Genomic DNA, 18,119 nt, shown 5'->3' with positions numbered 1-18,119 from the left:
ATTTTCCGCAGGGTTCGCAAAAAATAACTTTGCGTTCATAGCGTAATCCTTTGCGAACTTTGTGTTTAAATTCTCAAAGTAAAATAACTTGAAACTTTAAACTTGAAACTTTGAGGTAATAATCTCTTCCATTTCTTTTTGAACCTTAAGAGCTTCTTCCCTTGCTTTTTCAGCAAAGTCAGTTCCTTTTGAGGCGTAGATAATTGCTCTGGCTGAATTGACCAATAAACCAACCTGATCGTTCATTCCGTATTTGCAAACTTCAGATAAACTTCCGCCCTGAGCACCGATTCCAGGAACTAGCAAAAAGTTATCCGGAACAATTTTTCTGACTTCAGTAAAATACTCCGCTTTTGTAGCGCCTACTACGTACATCAGATTGTGGCTGTTTTTCCAGGTCTTGGAAGTTTCTAAAACTTGTTTGTATAATTCTTTTCCGTTAACGTTTAACGTCTGAAAATCAAAAGCTCCTTCGTTTGATGTCAGCGCCAGCATAATGGTATGTTTATTTTCAAAAGCCAAAAACGGCTCTACCGAATCTTTCCCCATATAAGGAGCAACGGTTACACTGTCAAAATTCAAATCTTCAAAAAAAGCTTTGGCATACATGCTTGATGTGTTTCCTATGTCACCGCGTTTTGCATCGGCAATGGTAAACATTTCCGGAAAATTCTCGTTGATGTATTCAATGGTTTTCTGAAGCGAAAGCCATCCTTTTAATCCATAAGCTTCAAAAAAAGCAGTGTTGGGTTTGTATCCCACAGCCAAATCATGAGTGGCATCAATTATTGCTTTATTGAATTCAAAAATAGGATCTTCGGTTTCTAATAAATGAGGTGGAATTTTGGTCAGATCGGGATCCAGTCCAACGCATAAAAATGATTTTTTTAATAGAATTTGTTCGTGTAGTTGTTGTGTTGTCATTCTTGATTTTTTAGTTCTTCTAATGCAGTAGAAATACTTCCATTTTAGAAGTATGCAAAAATAAAAAAAGCCATTCAATTACGAATGGCTTTTTGGTTTTATATTCAAATTCAGCTTACAAATTGCCTAAATAAACAATTTCTGTTCTTCTGTTCTCTGCTCTTCCTTTAGCTGTTTTGTTGGATTGAACCGGTTTTGCAGATCCAAATCCTTGTGAACTTAAGTTCGCCGGATTTACTCCTTTTGCAATCAGAGCCTCCATTACTACTTTTGCTCTTGCTTCAGATAATTTCTTATTTGTTTTAGGATTACCTACGTTATCAGTGTGTCCGTTAATCGCAAACTTAGCATTTGGATAGTTTTTCAGAATTTCTTTGATCGCATCTAATCTGCCTGAAGTTTCTCCTTTTCTGGCATCACTTAAAGTTGCTTTTCCAGTGGTAAAGAAAATAGATTTCGCTTCCACTTTTAGCTGTGCCAATGTTTCTTTGGTAACTTTAGGACAACCGTTGTTTTCTGCAGGACCATATACTAATGGGCAAGCATCATCCTTGTCTAAAACTCCATCTTTGTCAGCATCCAAAATTGGACATCCTTTATTTTCTAACGGACCAGCAGCTTCCGGACAAGCGTCATCTTTGTCTAAAATTCCGTCTTTGTCTGTATCAGACCATGGACAACCTTTGTTTTCAACAGGACCCGCAACCGCAGGACAAGCATCTACATTGTCTAATAAAGTATCTCCGTCTGTATCAGGCCACGGACATCCTTTGTTTTCAACAGGACCCGGAACATTAGGACAAACATCATCTTTATCAAAAACTTTATCTCCATCTGTATCTGGCCAAGGACAACCTTTATTTTCTTCCGGACCAGCTACTTTTCTACAAGCATCTTCTTTATCGATAACACCGTCTTCATCTGTATCTTTGAATTTCTTCTCGTAAACCGGTAATTTTACACCAAGGTGAAAATCAGCCGCTTTTGATTCTTTTGAAACCAAATTGGTAATAACAGAACCTGAACCCACAAAGAAAGCACCTAAGCGAATCCCTGATCCTACCTGCATTCCACTATATTCCATCCAGGTCATTGGTACATAAAAACTAAACCATCTGCTTTCATAACGAGGCGTTAGGCTCACACGATTGGCAATACTGCTTCCGTTTAATTTAGAATCGCTCACCATGCTGATGTCACCATTTAAATTCAGGTAGAATTTTCTGTACATGTTCCAATCTACATCGGCATGAATAGCCGTTGGTAAGTTTGTTTTAACTCCTTTAGAAGTTGAAACCTTTGTATAATGCTCGTTTAGGAAATCATAAAGATTATCAGCATCATTTATCATTTTCTCTGTTACAACTCCGGTAACATTATAGGTATCTAATTTTGAATTCCTGTAGTTAATCGAACCAATATCAGTAACCGAAAGACCAAAACGTACTTTGTATTTGTTTAAATCACGAAAGTTATTGTCGGCTCTTTTTGCTTTGTTTAAATCGTATTTTTCATATTCCGGTCTCCATTCGTAAACAAGTCCAAAGTCAAAACCGAAACCATTTGAATTTGCATCAAATTTATAATCTTCATTAGCCTCAAAATCCTGGCTCGCTCCTATCGTTACTTCTCCTTCAGAAAGAAGAGTGCTGGCTCTTGGGTTAGCTTTGTTTTCTACAAACGCCACTTTTACTCCTCTGCCCTGAGCGTAACCGTTTACACCTCCCTGAAGGTACTTTGCAGTTAAACCTCCTTTTAAGAAATGTTGGTTATTTTGCCATAAAACGGCAGCATAAGAAAGACCAACTTCTCCCCATGAATTAGAAACTGCATTTGGATTGCCTAAGTTAAAATTAAAATTACTGGCATGATCTAAACCATCTTTCACTTCATTTACAAGGCTACCATTAACATTATAGGCATTAGTAACAGATCTGGCTCTTGTAAAAACAGCAATCGTATGTTTTGGAGCAATATTAAACATGAAAGAAGGCCCCATGATATCAAAATTAGCCAAACCATTGTTGGCGTTAGCCGGTGTCATGATCGACTGACGGTCAAAATCATATCCTTTTTTGTACACATCAAAAAGACGAACACCGTAAAGATCATTCGATACCGATCCACTGATCGAGAACAGGTTAATATCGGTTTTAAAACGAGAATCAGCGATAGAAGCCGGATTAAAAAGAACACTTTGAACACCTGCATAATTATCGTGCGTGTATCCCAGATAAGATTGAGATCTCGCCGAAAAAGTAATTGCAATAAGTAATAAACTGAGTAAAGTTTTTTTCATTAAAATTTGTTTTTGTTTGGGTAAATTCGGCGGCAAAACTACACTATTTGAATCACAAACAGGTTAAGTAAACATTGAATTCCTGTAACTTCTTTAACAAATTATGTAAGAAGATCAGAAGGCTCATTTTCTATTTTTGGTAAACAACCTTTAATCAGACAATTATGATCCCTCATATTGGAATAACACCAAAAAATTTAAAAAAGAGTACGGCGCTATTAGCCACGATTTTATCCAACGAAATGACCCTTTATGTGAAAACCAGAAAATTTCACTGGAATATTTCGGGAAACAGCTTTATGGAATTACACCAATTATTTGAAGAGCAGTACCGCATTCTGGAAGCCCATATTGACGAAGTTGCAGAACGCATCAGTCAGCTAGGAGACAAAACAATTGGAACCATGAAAGAATTTATCGAGAATTCAACGCTAAAAGAGTCTCCAAAAGAATACCCTTCACAGAAACAAATGTTAAAAGAACTTTTAGACAACCACGAGCAGTTGGTGACGGAGTTTCGGGACTATATTCCGGTTTTTGAAGCGGAGAATAACGATGCAGGTTCGGCCGATTTTGTAACCGGATTGCTTCAGGAACACGAAAAAATGGCCTGGGTTTTGCGCCGCTATCAGGCTTAAAAAGCTCAAAATGTGAATTATACAACTCTTCTTTAAATGGATGTAACAGAAAACCAACAACTAATCTGCAACTTTACAATACTATTAATCTTTAAAACTTAAGGTCATGAATATTACAGAAATAAAAGGAAATTGGAATGAGTTAAAAGGAAAACTGAAGCAAAAATTTGCAACTCTGACGGATGATGATTTGATGTTTGCTGAAGGAAAAGAAGACGAAATGTACGGAAGAATTCAGCAAAAACTGGGAAAAACAAAAGAAGAATTTCATCAAATCCTCTCAGATTTGTAACCCTTTCTGGCTCAATCGGGATACCGTCTAGTATAAATATTAGACGGTATTTTTTTGAGAATTTTCTTTATTATTTCAAATATTAGTAAATTTCTAACAATTGTTAAACGGTGTAACCAAATTTAAATTAAGTATCTTTAACCAAATTTTTATAGAATGAAACTATTTATAAAGTTTGACATCAACACCATTTGTTCACTTTTTTTAAAGCACAATCTGGATCAGCATAAAATAAATTTTACGACCCTTGGTTTTGGTGAAATTGAAATCAATGATAATATGGATGCTGAGGCACTTGAAGCTTTAAAAGAAAAATTGGGCCCGTGTGGTTTTGAAGTTGTTGAAAATCAAAAAAGTGTTCTGGTTCAAAAAATAAAAGATGCTATAATTGAACTTGTTTTCATGGAAGACAACAACAATTACAAAAGTTCTGTATTTTTAGCCGAAAAGCTCAACCATAGTTATGGCTACTTGTCGAATGTGTTTTCGGAAGTAACCTATTCTTCTATCGAAAATTTTATCATTTTACAGAAGATTGAAAGAGCAAAACAATTAATTATTATCAACGAAATGAGTCTGACCGAAATTGCATTTTTACTCAACTATTCAAGTGTAGCCCATTTGAGTACACAGTTTAAAAACACCACCGGAATTACACCCTCAGCTTTTCAGAGAATAATTAAGAAACGAAGAGAAAATTTAAACTAAAATCCAAATACCCACATTAAAATGCAAAAAAACGCATTACATATTTTATTGGCCGATGATGATGAAGACGATCGCCTTTTTTTTAAAGATGCCTTTGAAGAGATAAAGATCCAGACAAAAGTAGAATTTGCACATGACGGAATGCAGTTAATGGATCATTTGATGAATCCAGACAATACGTTACCTGATATTTTATTTCTGGATTTAAATATGCCTAAGAAAACCGGAAAAGAATGCTTAATCGAAATTAAAAAAACAGAGCATTTAAAAAACATTATTATTGCCATCTACTCTACTTCTTCCTCTGAAGAAGATATTGAAGACACCTTCATTCAGGGAGCGAATATTTACATTAAAAAGCCAAGTGATTTTAATAATCTCAAAAAAATAATTAATGAAGTCGTTACTGTAAACTGGCACTATCATACCTCAGGGTTAAATCGTGATAATTTCCTGTTGCGACTAAAATAGTAAAACACCAATGAAGTGGATCCCAAATTTTAATTCCTCAAACTCTTTGAGAATTATTTTTGTAATCGCAGTTTTCATTCTGTTGTTTCTTTCTTCTATCGCTTACAAACACAACCAGGACCTCAATGAGTCCAGTAAGTTGGTAATGCATACGTATGAAATTAACATTCAGCTAGAACGGTTAATGTCAGCTATAAAGGATGCCGAAACGGGACAGCGCGGTTATATTATAACCCGTAATGCCCGTTTTTTAACTCCTTACCTTTATTCGCGTGACAAGGTAAACACTTCGTTCATCACTTTAAAAAAATTAACGGCTGACAATCCAAAACAGCAGGAAAACCTCCAAAGGTTATTCAAGCTCATCATTCAGCGTTTTGTTTCTTTTGAAAATTGTCTCAAATACAGCGATCCCAAAACTTACGACAAACGAAAACTCGACAATTATATGTTTGGGGGACGAATTTTGATGGAAAACATTCGTTTTAAAGTCGACGAAATGAAAGACAGCGAAAAAAGCTACCTGGCCAAAAGGTTAAAAATTTACGATGCCGAAATTTCCCTGAGCCCGCTTTTTTCTATTTCGCTGTTTCTGGTTGCCCTCACTTTTATTTTATTGGCTTACCGACAAATCAGTCGTGATTTTGAACGTCTGAAAATCATCAACAAGCAGTTGTTGATTTCCAGCGGACTTATGGCAGAATCTGAATCTATCGGTAAATTCAGTACCTGGCAATGGGATTTAGACACCAACAAGATCGATTATTCCGACAATCAATATCGTTTACTGGGGTACGAACCCAACGCTTTTGTTCCTGAAAAGGGTACTTTTTTGAACTTTGTGCATCCTGAGGACAAAGTAACAGTTGCAAAATCGATGGAAGGAATCCTCAATTACGAGCAATTGCCTTTTGTTTATTATAAAATTATGCTTCCGAATCAGGAAGTCAGACACTTTAAAACCACCGGAAAATTATTAACAGACCAACAGGGAAGTAAAATTTTACTGGGCATCAACTTTGACATTACCGACGAACATTTACTGAATATAGAACTTCAGGAACGTAATCTGGAACTGGAAAAAAGCAATAAAGAACTGGCTTCTTTCAACCATGTTGCGAGTCATGACTTACAGGAACCTTTGAGAAAAATCCAGACTTTTATCTCCAGAGTTTCTGATGCCGACAAAGCTGTTATGTCACAGAGCGCCAGAGATTACATAGCCAAAATTGAAGTTTCGGCCAAAAGAATGCGTGTTTTAATTGATGATTTACTTTTATTCTCCAGAACCAATACGACCAAAAAAGAGTTCATTAAATCAAATTTAAATGAATTGCTTAAAAATGCCGAAGCAGAATTAACCGAAATGATCGACGAGAAGAAAGCAGTCATTACCACTACTAAATTGCCCAAACTGTCCGTTATTCCGTATCAGATCGAGCAGCTTTTTATCAATCTTATTGGAAACTCTTTAAAATACAACCGTCCGAATATTGCACCCGAAATTGCAATTGAGAGCCAAAAAGTATTCTCTGTAGATTATCCCGAACTATTGGATCAGAATGTGAAGAAATTCCACAAAATAACTTTCACAGACAACGGAATGGGTTTTGATCCTCAATTTAAAGAAACCATTTTTGTATTGTTCCAGCGACTGCACTCCAAAACCGATTATCCGGGAACAGGAATTGGTCTCGCCATCTGCAAAAAAATTGTCGACAATCATAAGGGGTATATCATGGCCGACAGTCAACCGGATCAGGGTTCTGTATTCACCATTTTCCTTCCGGATTAGTCGCTCAAAAAAGCCTTTAAAAACCACATAACAAACGTTGTATAAATCTTTTATGGGAATTATATAACGTTTCTTTTTTATGCTGTAAAGCAAAATCTTCTATTCGTCGCCATCTTTGTAAAGTAATACTTTATGAAGTAATAATGAAAGCAATCCCCAGAGTAAAAGCATCTTTTTTCAAAGCAATATTTTTATTGTTAACCCTAGTTTTTGTTGCATCATGTAAAAAAAGCTATCCAATAGAAACTTCTTTAAAAAATGAAACTTTTACCAAAAATGAAAAAGAAGAAATTGAAGCCTTTTTTTTTATTGCGGCGGCAAATGTAAGTCAATCCATTATTTCTAAAAGTCAAATTGCACAACAAAAAAGTTCTGACAGTACCATTCTCGAAGTAAGCAAAAAAATCGAAATTAATCAAAATCTGTTGTTACAGGAAATAACCAATCTGGCCAATAGAAAGCTTATTATTATTACTGAAATCAACGCGACCCGAAAACGGGACCTGTACGATTTGATTGATGCCAATGAATACAATTTCAACCACGCTTACTTAGATTCGATGCATGAATCATTGGAAGAACAGATTCGGTTATTGGAATCCATTTCAAAAGAAACAAATGACCAAACGATTCTGAAAATGGTTTTACAGTATCTGCCACAACAATATGAGTTTTCAAGAGAAATACAAAAATCAAAAATAGTACTCTAAACGCCTCTAAACGCTATTATTAACTAAACTATTTAACTATGAAAATGCACTTTAATTTTTTATCCGCCTTAACCCTTTTTTTAACAGCTTCATTTGGAATGCTGCAGGCCCAAAACAATAATGTAAATACCGAGTACGGGATCAAAGGAGGGTTCAACATGTCGAATTTGTATTCTAATGATGCCAACGACGACAATGTCTTGTATGGTTTCAATGCCGGGCTTTATGCAACTTTACCAATCTCTGATTTTATTGCCATTCAGCCGGAAATCCTGTTTACCACAAAAGGAGCCAAACTAGAATACAATAATGCTTTTGCCAGTGGGGACTCAAAATTCAAGCTTAATTATATCGAAGTTCCATTGTTGGTAAGAGTTAATATCACCAAAAATTTTAATATTCATGCCGGTGGTTACGCCTCTTATCTCGTAAGTTCAAAAGTTACGGGTAGCGGAGATATCAACTTCGAGCAAAGAATCGATACCGATGATCTGAACAAGTTTGATGCCGGTCTGGCAGCGGGTGTTGGAGTCGATTTTGACCCAATCAGCATCGGTTTACGTTACAATTACGGACTAACAACCGTTGGAAAGGAAAGAACTGTTGCCGGAACAACCTATACTTTTCCGGACGCAAAAAACAGCAACCTTAGCTTGTATCTTTCGTATAAGCTAAATTAGAAAAGGATTTTATTAACCCTAAATACACAAGTCATGTCAAATTTATTATATACCATCGCAGTAATTCTGATCATACTTTGGGCTTTAGGCTTTTTTGTTTACAGCCTGGGAAGTATCATTCATATTTTATTAGTCATTGCCATTATTGCTATACTACTCCGACTTATTAAAGGTCGTGAAGTTTAAAATACAAATACTATTAACCACTTTATATTAATTACTAAATCGAATATTATGAAAACGAGCAGCACAATTTTAGGAATTTTAGGAGCCGCAGCGGCAGGAGCTTTTTTGGGTGTTTTATTTGCACCGGACAAAGGATCAAATACCAGAAAAAAAATATCAGACAAGTCTAAAGATTACGGAGACAATCTGAAAAACAAGTTCGACGGAATTGTAAGCACAATTACTTCAAACGGTAAAGAAATTATCGAAGAAGGAAAAGCAAAATTCAGCCAGGCAAAAGAAGACTTCAACGCAATTAAAGATGAAGCAAAAGCTGTAAAATCGAACTATTAAGAAAGTGAATTTTGTAAATCCTAAACATACCCCTCTATCATGGAATCAGATGCAACAACAAACGACAACTTAAATCTTTACGAGAAAGCAGAAAACTATACCAAAACGAGTTTAGAATTAATTAAGCTCAAAACGGTATCAGCATCAGCAGATGTTTTATCGACATTGACTTCTAGGATCGCGGTTGGAGCTGTTGTTGCATTTTTTACCTTGTTCCTCAATATTGGGATCAGTTTATGGATTGGAAAAAAATTAGGCGAATACTATTACGGTTTTTTTATACTGGCACTTTTTTATCTCATTGTGGCCATAGTGCTGCACAAACTGCACCACAGACTTATTAAAACCCCAATTGGAAACATGATTGTTTCGAGTATTTTAAAAGAAACTAAAAGAGAAGCCAACTCTGATGTAAGTCAGTCAAAAAACTAAAAAAGACGGTTATGGAAACGATTTACACCCTTGATGCACTGGACCGGAAGATTCAGCTTTTAGAAAACCGCCAAGACGCCGAATGGTGTTCGATTAAAGACGAAATCGATGAAATTAAAGAGCATTTAAAACCTCTTAACCTCATTCGAAACACAGTCGAAGAAATCAACGAAACAGTTGGTTTTAAAAGCCATCTGGCACAGTCGGCTATCAGTATCGGAATTGGTTATCTGGCCAAAAGATTTGTGGTAGGAAAAAGTAAATCTACTTTCAAAAACATCTTCGGATCCTTACTACAGCTTGTCGTTACCAATATAGTTTCGAAACCGCACGAGCCTTCCCACGAAGATTCGGCACCCTAAAAATCGTCACGAGAGTAATGGTCTAACTAAAATTTAATTATTATGGAAAAGTTAAGCGAAATAATAGTCAAAAATGGTGTGTACATGTACTCTAATCTTTATAAATGTTTTGAATTCACAAGAGTATTTTTAGGTATCTAACTTGCTTTATACGTTTTATAAACAAACGGTTAATCGGTTAATATCCTTCACTATATATTTTTTTCTCTGAGGTGCTGAGTGGCTAAGGTTCTGAGTTTTTTTTATTTAAGGCTCAGAGGTGCAAAGGTTCAAAGGCACATAGGTTTACTACAGAGAAAATAAAAAAAGAGCGTATTTCAACCAGTTGAAATACGCTCTTTTTGCTATATAAATCTTAATTGATTTGGAACAAATCAATCCTTTGCAACTTTGTCCCTTTGCGCCTCTGAACCTAAAAAACTTAGCCCCTCAGCCCCTCAGTACCTTTTATTAGAAAACCTCCGAAGCTTCTTTCAATTTCTCCATGTTGTTCACCAACTGAAGTTCGGCAACAATTTTCTGAATGTCACCATTCATAATGTTTCCTAAATCGTATAAAGTTAAACCAACACGGTGATCGGTTACACGACCTTGTGCGTAGTTGTAGGTACGAATCTTAGCCGAACGGTCACCAGAACTTACCTGAGACGTACGTTTCGTAGCATCTTCTGCTTCTTTCTTAGCCAATTCCTGTTCGTACAAACGGGAACGTAAAACCGTTAACGCCTTATCTTTATTCTTATGCTGCGATTTCTGATCCTGACATTGCGCCACCAATCCCGTAGGAATGTGCGTTAAACGTACAGCCGATTTCGTTGTATTTACCGATTGTCCTCCAGGTCCTGACGAACAGAAGAAATCTACACGAACATCGTTCATATCGATTTGTACATCAAACTCTTCTGCTTCCGGTAAAACCATTACCGTTGCTGCCGAGGTATGTACACGACCTTGTGTTTCGGTTTGCGGAACACGTTGTACACGGTGCACACCAGCTTCAAATTTCAGGGTTCCGTACACATCTTCTCCGGTAACTTCAAAAATAACCTCTTTGAAACCTCCCGAAGTACCTTCGTTCATATCAACCACAGAAGTTCTCCAACCTTGTGATTCACAGTATTTAGTGTACATTCTGAATAAATCCCCTGCAAAAATACTAGCCTCGTCCCCACCCGTTCCGGCACGAATCTCCACCATTACATTTTTAGCATCTTCAGGATCTTTAGGAATCAACATAAATTTGATTTCCTCCTCCAGTTGCGGCAAGCGTTCTTTTGCTTCGTCAAGCTGCATTTTGGCCATTTCGGTCATATCTGCATCGCTTCCGTCAGCAATAATTTCGTTTGCTTCGTCAATATTTGCTAAAACAAGAATGTATTCTTCTCTTTTTTCAACCAAAGCTTTGATGCTTTTATATTCCTGGTTGAGTTGCACATAACGTTTTTGATCAGCAATAACATCCGGCTGAATAATCAAATCCGAAATCTCATCAAAACGCTGCTTTACATATTGAAGTCTATCTAACATTTTCTAATTCCTTTTATTGGACTGCAAAATTACAAAATTTTTGTTGAAAATTCTAGTGTTGTTTTTTTCAGAAATTTAATCTCTTTTTATTTTGCAAAACAGGGGTTTTTACTTGGTGGTAGATTTAAATTATGTACGATGTTTGTTTTCTTTAAAATATCAAGCTTAATATCTTTTTATATACAGTTACATTCTCCCCTTAATTTAATTTATTTAAATCAAACTATATTTGTAATTTGCATATTTTAATAACATGAAAATCAAAACAAATGGACATAAATTTTTAAATACTACCAATAGAAATAACTTTTAAAATAAAATTGCGTGATAAAAAAAATAGATAAAATTAAAATTACAGGAATTCTTTTTTTACTGACAGGAATTGGATTAGTTTTTTTTCATAAATATCCTTCTGATGCACCATACCATATATTAATTGGAAACCTATATTCCAATTTTTGCGCTGAATTTATTAGTATTGCTATAACTATCCTTTTAATTGATCAATTATATGAAATTAAAGAAAAGAAAAGTCTAAAATCAAGACTAATACGCGAATTGGGTAGTGAAGAAAGAAGTTTAACTTCAAAAGCTTTAAAAGAGTTACGTGAAAATAATTGGCTACAAGACGGTTCTCTAAAAAATGCAGACCTACAAAATGCAAATCTTAGTAATTTAGATTTATCAAACGCAAATTTAGAAAATGTAAATTTAACAAATGCGAATTTAATAAATAGTAATCTTTCAAACGCAAATTTAAATAAGTCTACTTTAACTAGTTGTAGAATGTTAGGTGCCAAACTTGAAAATACAAACCTAAGTAATTCTACAATTCATAGTGCAAATTTCCAGGAAGCAATACTGAATAAAATTATAGCTTCTAATGCAGATTTTATGAATTGTAATATGGACGTAATGGAAATGGTTGATTCAAATTTTACACAATGTAAATTTGAAGACGTTAATTTTACTCAAAGTAACTTATCAAGATCAAAGTTTATTTCTTGCAATTTTTTAAGAGCAAAAGTTCACAGTACTAACATTAAAGATTCATCATTTGAAAGATGCGATATAAGTTATCTAACAGATTGGCGCTACTTAGAAAATAGATTACCAAATAGTTTTTTGGCCCCTACTGGTGTACCAGCTGAATTTTTAGAATTTCAAAATCTTGTAAATTTATGATACAGTATACTATTGACAAAATTTTCGATTCAATTTCTCCAATAATTTTACACGAATCTACAAAATGGAAACTGAAAGAAGAGATACAGTCCTATGTAAATAATACTTATGAAAAATTCAGACTTACTAAAAATCTATTATTTAGAAATGAACCAATTGATTTTCTTCGCAATTACATTCCTATTACATTAACAATTAATCAAAAGAGAATTCGTCAAAAAAATCCAATGGATCTTTTCGATGAATATAATAAAATTGCAATATTAGGAAATGCTGGGAGTGGAAAAACAACTTTCTTAAAATTCCTAACAATTAGTTGTATAAATCGAGAAGATTATATTCCAGTATATGTAGAACTTAGATTATTTAATATTGAAAATATAGATTTTGAAAGTTTTATCACTGGAATTATCAGCAACGAATCACGATTTAAAGTTATTGAACTCTTTAAAAAAGGAAATTTTTTGTTCCTATTTGATGGTTTTGATGAAATTAATTATAGTGAAGGATCAAATGTTATAAATCAAATTCAAAATTTTATATCTAATTTTAATAACAATCTTTTTGTAATATCATCTAGACCAGGAACAAATGTAGAAAGTTTAACTGAATTTCATGTCTGTGAAATAGCTCCACTTTCTGAGATAGATATAGTGTTATATATTGAACAACTTAATTTATCTAATAGTAAGAAGGAAATTTTTTTTCAATCTATTGAAGATGATGATTATTTCCATCAATATATGACAACACCTCTATTTCTCTCAATCTATATTAATTACATTGTAAATCATAGTGAAACAAATTTTCCAAAAAATAAATCAATATTTTTTAGAAATATTATTGATACTCTTTTTTCAAAACACGATGCAGTTTCAAAATTAGGATTTGTACGACCAAAACTTTCTGGCCTTAATAAGGATGAATTGGAAAGAGTCGCAACAATTTTAGCTTTTAGAGGATTAATAACTGGTCAAAATACCTTTTCAAAAGATATTTTAATAAAAGAGTTAGAATTGATTAAACGCAACCAAATCTTAGAATTTGAAAATGACAAACTAATTTATGATTTAACAATAACAGTTAATGTATTAGTTGTCAACGGAGACTTTTACTCATTTGTGCATATACTTATATTAGAATATTTAGCTGCATTATTTATATCCAGATTACCACAAAAAGAAAAAAGTCTTTTCTACAATAAAATTTTAGGTGAAGAAAAGTTATCCTTAAGCTCTAGTCTATTAAATTTTCTTGCCGAGCTAGATTTTCAAATGCTTATAAAAGAATTCATTATTCCAAAATTAGAAAATTATTCGTTTCCTAATTCATATCTACCGTCGGACTCGTTAATTGTAGAACTATTGAGAAATAAGTTTGAATTTACTTCCAAATATGGTTATAGAGATTTTGTAGCAAGATTAAAAAAAGAATTTAGAATTCAATCAGATAATGATTTAGGTGAATTATTTTCTACTTAGTAATAGTCATACACAACACCCTATGCTGTGCGAAGTCTACCGACTTCGTACCCATTCCAATAAGCAAGAATTATAACGCAATATAGTAATGAGTACAAAGTTGGGAGACTTCAAGCAACTTGCATTAACTAAATAAAACCCTATAACTCAATTCAACTAAAAAACAAACCACTATGAAACACCTTCTTTTACTTTCTTTTTTATTCGTTTTTAGTACCAATTTTGCGCAAGAAGCCAAAATAAAAAAGGAAAAATGGCATTGGAACAATGAACCCAAACAAGATACCGTTATCGGTTATACTCAGGTTTTAAAAGTGGACAATGTTCTTTACATTTCGGGTGCTGTAACAAGCGAACTAACTCCGGCAGGAATCACAGCTGTCTATAACGATTTAAAAGCTTCACTAGCAAGTTATGGTGCCACATTTGCAAATGTTGTAAAAGAAAATCTATATACAACAGATATTGAGACCATGAAAAAGTACAACAACGTTAGAAAAAAATTCTACAATGGTGATTTTCCTGCGGCTACATGGGTACAAATAGTACAATTATACATGCCACAAGCAAAATTAGAGGTTGAATTGGTTGCACATCTGCCTAAATAATTGGGTTAAATAGGGTTACCTATAATCGATAAATCTATCAAAATAGAAGCACAACTTAAATATCAAACAAGATATTTAAAAAACGGCTCTACAAAGTGTCCCAACTTAAAAATTGTGACTGGAATTAAAAAATTTATAGTCACAATAAAGAGCCGTAGGCTCAATCAATATTGTAGAATTGGATTTTAATCCAATTTGAATATGCACATTGAGCATAGAGAACCAGCGGTTCGATATATTTTAACACCTAAAATATATGCCGTTCCTATGGAACTTTTAAAACCCAAAATCCTTTTTTCAACGGATTGAAATCCGTTGCTACAAAATATTTCATTCCTACGGAATTAAAGCATACGATCTCTCATGATTTTTTTAATAAAAAATTATAGAGATTATGATCAAACTGTTTTGCATATTAATATTAATTTGTATTCTTTGCATGGACAAGCGGGACGCTTGCGTCAGCAGCATATTTTTTTACTGAACTACAAATACACATTTAAAACAAAACAGTAATATATTTGGGTTTTAAACTCAACCTTATGAACCAAACACTTGTCACTGTTTTTCTTTTTTTCTCGATCATTGCCTTTTCGCAAACCAACAAGAAAAATGAAAATCCAATTGATGTTTTAGAATCTAAATGTCTGAACAAAGATGATATCTCGAATGCCGATATGTGTAATTGTACCATACAAGCGCGTGAATCCTGGGATAAAGAATTGAATAAATACTACAACCTGTTAAAAGCAAAACTCCCAAAAGAAGCTTTTGACAGTCTGAAAGAATCCCAATTGCAATGGTTGAAGTATCGGGATAAAGAATACGCTTTTATTTCTAAATTTTACTTCGAAGTTCAACAAGGAACAATGTGGTACACTGTTGCCGAAAACAGAAAAAAAGAAATCGTAAAAACCAGAGCAATCGAATTACAACAATATTACAAAATGTTGGACTTTTAGATGGTGTCAGATAGAGAATATATTAATTTCGCCGCTATAAATTCATATTTAATTCCTCCATTTCTGAAGTGTTCTCATCGCAAGATATCCAACAGCAGGACTCTTCCATTTAAAAATCCTCTTTTAAATAGTAAACAATCATATAGAATAAATAAAAAATGAAAAAACAAATTCTAATCGGTCTCGTTTTTTTGAGCTCCATTTTATCCGTAAATGCCCAAAACTGGAGTGGTTCAACACCTGGGAAAATTTATTATAATTCAGGTAATGTTGGTATCGGAGAAGTAAATCCCGATCAAAAATTAAACGTTACGCAATCAGATGATATAGTAACTGCCAATCAATATCGTTTTCCTCTTAAATTAGTACTTAATGATAATATTGGAGGTTTATGGCAGGGAACTGGTGTTGGGATGAAGTTTCATCTAAATGCCTCAGATGCCAACTTTGATACCGCCGAAATAGTCAGCATTGCCAAAACGGCGGGTGTTTCAAATGGAGATTTGGCCTTTAGGACGGCAAAAGCGGGAATACTATCAACACAACTTACGATTGATTCAGAGGGCAAAGTCGGGATCGGAGAAGTAAATCCCGATCAAAAATTAAATATTACCCAGACCGAAGATATATTAACCGCCAATCAATATCGATTTCCGCTTAAATTGGTACTAAATGATAATGCCGGAGGTCTATGGCAAGGAACAGGTGTTGGAATGAAATTTCATATAAATGCCGCAGATGCTAATTTTGATACCGCCGAAATAATCAGCATTGCCAAAACGGCGGGTGCTTCAAATGGAGATTTGGCTTTTAAGACCGCAAAAGCAGGAGTACTATCAACTCAACTTACCATTAATTCAGATGGCAAAGTAGGAATAGGAACTGACACTCCTGCCTACAAGCTTGATGTTGAAGGAACAATTCGTGCTTCTGAAGTTAAAGTTTGTATGCAAGGAACCTGTGTTCCAGATTTCGTATTCAAAAAGCATTATAAATTAATGAGTTTAAATGAACTTGAAAAATTTGTAACCACCCAACAACACCTACCTGAAATAGCACCGGAAAAAGAAATGATTGAAAACGGGCTCAATGTGAAAGAGTTTCAAATGAAGTTGTTACAAAAAATGGAAGAAATGACACTTTACATCATTGAGCAAAATAAGAAAAACGAGAATCAGGAACAAGAATTAAAAATTCTGAAAGCCAAAATTAAAAAGTTGGAGTCTCATAAAAAATAGATTTTATAAGGCAATAGTGCTCCACAATGCACTGGCCCTAAGAAATGTTTAAAATTAACAGTACGCAAATGTCTTTGACTTTGCGTATTTTTTTTGCGTCTTAAAAACCATATCTCTGGTAGAAGTCACAGACCTTTTTACTACTCGTTCTAAAGGAATTAATTGTACAAACATGAATTAGAGTAAAAGTCAGAAATATCGATACAGCGCGATCAAAATCTATTGTTACAATTAGAACCATTTCTAATGGAAGTTACAATCACGCAACAGCACATTCCAAGTTTTTTTGTTCAACAATCTGCATATCGATTATTTTTTGAGCCACTGTACCTCTTTCGAACAAACGAATGAATTTGAAAACAGCACTCACAAAATATCCCGGGTTTGAAACTAAGCGGGCTATTTGGGTTATTCTCACATCTCTTTCGTGTGAACAGGCTTCTCTTTGGTCCTGTGGAACCGCTACAAATTCGTTGGCAAATTTCCAGGCTCCGTCTCTTGCGGTTTCCATGCTAAAGTCAATAAAAAAGGTGTCTGCTTTACCTGTTATTTTTAATATCCAGGTAAGCGTTGGCCAAATTTTAATCAAACACTTTTCTACGCTTCCTACGAGACTGCTTAGAATAGTATTTATTTTATCGAAATCGGCTTTTAAACTTCCTATATCTTCTACTGTACTAATTTCAGCGGCAGCTATACCCAAGTCCAGATTGATATGAGCATTCATTCCGAGTAATAGGTGTTGCAGCACTATCGGCCAAAACTTTTCGGCTTGTTCGAAAGCAAAACCCCAACATTCCGATGGTTTTTCTTTGGCTTTATATTGATAATAAGCCTTTAAATACCGATTGGCAAAAATAACATCCAGTTTTTCCATGCGTTCACCATTTTGAAAAGAACCATTCTGGATCCCTTCTTTTACGCTCACCGTAACTTCGCGATATAGGGTAGCAAACAGACCTATAGCGCTTTGCTCTATCTTTGACAGTTCTATTATTTCGTCCAGTAGCTGAATTACTTCCTCTATAGTCGTAGCTTGTTTTATATTCATTTCTAATGGGTTAAGATTAGTTTTGGCAGAACGAATATAATTATTTTAATCTTTCAAAATGCATTTTTTGAAGCAATTATCTTGTTATTTTTTTTAACTTAGTACTCCAAAACCTCCTATTGAATAGCATTCGGAAGTTTCCCGGCAAGGATATTCCGGCTGTAGCACTATTACTGTTTTATTAATACACCATTTTTTGGGCTTCATACCTAAAAATGGAGCGTTTAAGACATTTTT

20 protein-coding genes are annotated in these 18,119 nt (G+C 34.3%); 16 read left to right on the top strand and 4 right to left on the bottom strand.

The features are described from left to right. Positions 1-96: 96 nt before the first annotated feature. Positions 97-924, bottom strand: coding sequence for an orotidine-5'-phosphate decarboxylase (pyrF, locus tag ACN1CN_RS07405; protein ID WP_264523306.1), 828 nt, complete (start codon positions 922-924; stop codon positions 97-99). A 115-nt stretch (positions 925-1,039) separates the two neighbouring features. Next, positions 1,040-3,223, bottom strand: coding sequence for a DUF5723 family protein (locus ACN1CN_RS07400; RefSeq protein WP_419135190.1), 2,184 nt, complete (start codon positions 3,221-3,223; stop codon positions 1,040-1,042). 164 nt (positions 3,224-3,387) lie between these two features. On the opposite strand from ACN1CN_RS07400, the gene ACN1CN_RS07395 reads away from it, so the two are divergent. From ACN1CN_RS07395 to ACN1CN_RS07345, 11 genes are all read left to right on the top strand, one after another. Beyond that, positions 3,388-3,861 (top strand): Dps family protein, encoded by a 474-nt coding sequence (locus ACN1CN_RS07395; protein ID WP_419135189.1) that lies wholly within the window; start codon positions 3,388-3,390, stop codon positions 3,859-3,861. A 106-nt stretch (positions 3,862-3,967) separates the two neighbouring features. Next, a complete protein-coding gene (locus ACN1CN_RS07390; RefSeq protein WP_264523303.1) occupies positions 3,968-4,153 on the top strand; it encodes a CsbD family protein in 186 nt (61 codons plus the stop codon). 156 nt (positions 4,154-4,309) lie between these two features. Continuing rightward, complete coding sequence (locus tag ACN1CN_RS07385; protein ID WP_264523302.1) at positions 4,310-4,861, top strand: helix-turn-helix domain-containing protein; 552 nt, start codon at positions 4,310-4,312, stop codon at positions 4,859-4,861. 21 nt (positions 4,862-4,882) lie between these two features. Beyond that, positions 4,883-5,332, top strand: a complete 450-nt coding sequence (locus tag ACN1CN_RS07380) for a response regulator (RefSeq protein WP_264523301.1) — start codon at positions 4,883-4,885, stop codon at positions 5,330-5,332. Between the two features lie 10 nt (positions 5,333-5,342). Continuing rightward, positions 5,343-7,127 carry a CHASE3 domain-containing protein gene (locus ACN1CN_RS07375; protein ID WP_419135188.1) on the top strand — a complete coding sequence of 595 codons (1,785 nt, stop codon included), beginning with the start codon at positions 5,343-5,345 and terminating at the stop codon, positions 7,125-7,127. 143 nt (positions 7,128-7,270) lie between these two features. After that, positions 7,271-7,837, top strand: a complete 567-nt coding sequence (locus ACN1CN_RS07370) for a DUF4142 domain-containing protein (RefSeq protein ID WP_264523299.1) — start codon at positions 7,271-7,273, stop codon at positions 7,835-7,837. Positions 7,838-7,875: 38 nt separating this feature from the next. Beyond that, positions 7,876-8,517, top strand: coding sequence for a porin family protein (locus tag ACN1CN_RS07365; RefSeq protein ID WP_419135187.1), 642 nt, complete (start codon positions 7,876-7,878; stop codon positions 8,515-8,517). A 33-nt stretch (positions 8,518-8,550) separates the two neighbouring features. Further along, on the top strand, positions 8,551-8,703 hold the full coding sequence (locus tag ACN1CN_RS07360) for a lmo0937 family membrane protein (protein WP_264523297.1): 153 nt from the start codon (positions 8,551-8,553) through the stop codon (positions 8,701-8,703). Positions 8,704-8,751: 48 nt separating this feature from the next. After that, positions 8,752-9,036, top strand: coding sequence for a YtxH domain-containing protein (locus tag ACN1CN_RS07355; protein WP_264523296.1), 285 nt, complete (start codon positions 8,752-8,754; stop codon positions 9,034-9,036). Positions 9,037-9,075: 39 nt separating this feature from the next. Further along, on the top strand, positions 9,076-9,468 hold the full coding sequence (locus ACN1CN_RS07350; RefSeq protein WP_291285167.1) for a hypothetical protein: 393 nt from the start codon (positions 9,076-9,078) through the stop codon (positions 9,466-9,468). A gap of 11 nt (positions 9,469-9,479) precedes the next feature. Continuing rightward, entirely contained in the window at positions 9,480-9,830 is a 351-nt protein-coding gene (locus ACN1CN_RS07345; protein WP_264523294.1) for a hypothetical protein, read from the top strand. A 450-nt stretch (positions 9,831-10,280) separates the two neighbouring features. Here the strand turns inward: ACN1CN_RS07345 and prfA are convergent, their stop codons facing one another. Beyond that, positions 10,281-11,357 carry a peptide chain release factor 1 gene (gene prfA, locus ACN1CN_RS07340; RefSeq protein ID WP_264523293.1) on the bottom strand — a complete coding sequence of 359 codons (1,077 nt, stop codon included), beginning with the start codon at positions 11,355-11,357 and terminating at the stop codon, positions 10,281-10,283. A 324-nt stretch (positions 11,358-11,681) separates the two neighbouring features. Between prfA and ACN1CN_RS07335 the strand changes: the two genes are divergently transcribed. From ACN1CN_RS07335 to ACN1CN_RS07315, 5 genes are all read left to right on the top strand, one after another. Further along, positions 11,682-12,542: a pentapeptide repeat-containing protein gene (locus tag ACN1CN_RS07335; RefSeq protein WP_419135186.1), complete on the top strand. Its 861-nt coding sequence runs from the start codon at positions 11,682-11,684 to the stop codon at positions 12,540-12,542. Continuing rightward, the gene (locus ACN1CN_RS07330) at positions 12,539-14,023 is read left to right on the top strand and encodes an NACHT domain-containing protein (protein ID WP_419135185.1); all 1,485 of its coding nucleotides are present in this window, start codon (positions 12,539-12,541) and stop codon (positions 14,021-14,023) included. Before ACN1CN_RS07335 ends, ACN1CN_RS07330 begins: the two co-directional genes overlap by 4 nt. Before the next feature lie 173 nt (positions 14,024-14,196). Then, complete coding sequence (locus ACN1CN_RS07325; protein WP_419135184.1) at positions 14,197-14,631, top strand: RidA family protein; 435 nt, start codon at positions 14,197-14,199, stop codon at positions 14,629-14,631. Between the two features lie 542 nt (positions 14,632-15,173). Then, positions 15,174-15,593: a lysozyme inhibitor LprI family protein gene (locus ACN1CN_RS07320; RefSeq protein WP_419135183.1), complete on the top strand. Its 420-nt coding sequence runs from the start codon at positions 15,174-15,176 to the stop codon at positions 15,591-15,593. A 158-nt stretch (positions 15,594-15,751) separates the two neighbouring features. Next, entirely contained in the window at positions 15,752-16,831 is a 1,080-nt protein-coding gene (locus tag ACN1CN_RS07315) for a hypothetical protein (protein WP_419135182.1), read from the top strand. Positions 16,832-17,090: 259 nt separating this feature from the next. Here the strand turns inward: ACN1CN_RS07315 and ACN1CN_RS07310 are convergent, their stop codons facing one another. Then, positions 17,091-17,882: a DUF5995 family protein gene (locus ACN1CN_RS07310; RefSeq protein WP_419135181.1), complete on the bottom strand. Its 792-nt coding sequence runs from the start codon at positions 17,880-17,882 to the stop codon at positions 17,091-17,093. Positions 17,883-18,119 lie beyond the last annotated feature (237 nt).

This window comes from Flavobacterium sp. T12S277, from assembly GCF_048514875.1.
Taxonomy (GTDB): Bacteria; Bacteroidota; Bacteroidia; order Flavobacteriales; family Flavobacteriaceae; genus Flavobacterium.
The sequence above is the reverse complement of the archived record's forward strand: the minus strand, read 5'-3'. Positions and strand labels throughout refer to the sequence as shown.

What these genes read in the sequence shown, in the direction of transcription:
- pyrF (WP_264523306.1), bottom strand. Translation starts at nt 924, where the DNA reads ATGACAACACAACAACTACACGAACAAATTCTATTAAAAAAATCATTT.
- ACN1CN_RS07370 (WP_264523299.1), top strand. Translation starts at nt 7,271, where the DNA reads ATGAAAGCAATCCCCAGAGTAAAAGCATCTTTTTTCAAAGCAATATTT.
- ACN1CN_RS07355 (WP_264523296.1), top strand. Translation starts at nt 8,752, where the DNA reads ATGAAAACGAGCAGCACAATTTTAGGAATTTTAGGAGCCGCAGCGGCA.
- ACN1CN_RS07330 (WP_419135185.1), top strand. Translation starts at nt 12,539, where the DNA reads ATGATACAGTATACTATTGACAAAATTTTCGATTCAATTTCTCCAATA.
- ACN1CN_RS07365 (WP_419135187.1), top strand. Translation starts at nt 7,876, where the DNA reads ATGAAAATGCACTTTAATTTTTTATCCGCCTTAACCCTTTTTTTAACA.
- ACN1CN_RS07385 (WP_264523302.1), top strand. Translation starts at nt 4,310, where the DNA reads ATGAAACTATTTATAAAGTTTGACATCAACACCATTTGTTCACTTTTT.
- ACN1CN_RS07320 (WP_419135183.1), top strand. Translation starts at nt 15,174, where the DNA reads ATGAACCAAACACTTGTCACTGTTTTTCTTTTTTTCTCGATCATTGCC.
- prfA (WP_264523293.1), bottom strand. Translation starts at nt 11,357, where the DNA reads ATGTTAGATAGACTTCAATATGTAAAGCAGCGTTTTGATGAGATTTCG.
- ACN1CN_RS07380 (WP_264523301.1), top strand. Translation starts at nt 4,883, where the DNA reads ATGCAAAAAAACGCATTACATATTTTATTGGCCGATGATGATGAAGAC.
- ACN1CN_RS07345 (WP_264523294.1), top strand. Translation starts at nt 9,480, where the DNA reads ATGGAAACGATTTACACCCTTGATGCACTGGACCGGAAGATTCAGCTT.
- ACN1CN_RS07360 (WP_264523297.1), top strand. Translation starts at nt 8,551, where the DNA reads ATGTCAAATTTATTATATACCATCGCAGTAATTCTGATCATACTTTGG.
- ACN1CN_RS07400 (WP_419135190.1), bottom strand. Translation starts at nt 3,223, where the DNA reads ATGAAAAAAACTTTACTCAGTTTATTACTTATTGCAATTACTTTTTCG.
- ACN1CN_RS07395 (WP_419135189.1), top strand. Translation starts at nt 3,388, where the DNA reads ATGATCCCTCATATTGGAATAACACCAAAAAATTTAAAAAAGAGTACG.
- ACN1CN_RS07310 (WP_419135181.1), bottom strand. Translation starts at nt 17,882, where the DNA reads ATGAATATAAAACAAGCTACGACTATAGAGGAAGTAATTCAGCTACTG.
- ACN1CN_RS07315 (WP_419135182.1), top strand. Translation starts at nt 15,752, where the DNA reads ATGAAAAAACAAATTCTAATCGGTCTCGTTTTTTTGAGCTCCATTTTA.
- ACN1CN_RS07350 (WP_291285167.1), top strand. Translation starts at nt 9,076, where the DNA reads ATGGAATCAGATGCAACAACAAACGACAACTTAAATCTTTACGAGAAA.
- ACN1CN_RS07375 (WP_419135188.1), top strand. Translation starts at nt 5,343, where the DNA reads ATGAAGTGGATCCCAAATTTTAATTCCTCAAACTCTTTGAGAATTATT.
- ACN1CN_RS07325 (WP_419135184.1), top strand. Translation starts at nt 14,197, where the DNA reads ATGAAACACCTTCTTTTACTTTCTTTTTTATTCGTTTTTAGTACCAAT.
- ACN1CN_RS07390 (WP_264523303.1), top strand. Translation starts at nt 3,968, where the DNA reads ATGAATATTACAGAAATAAAAGGAAATTGGAATGAGTTAAAAGGAAAA.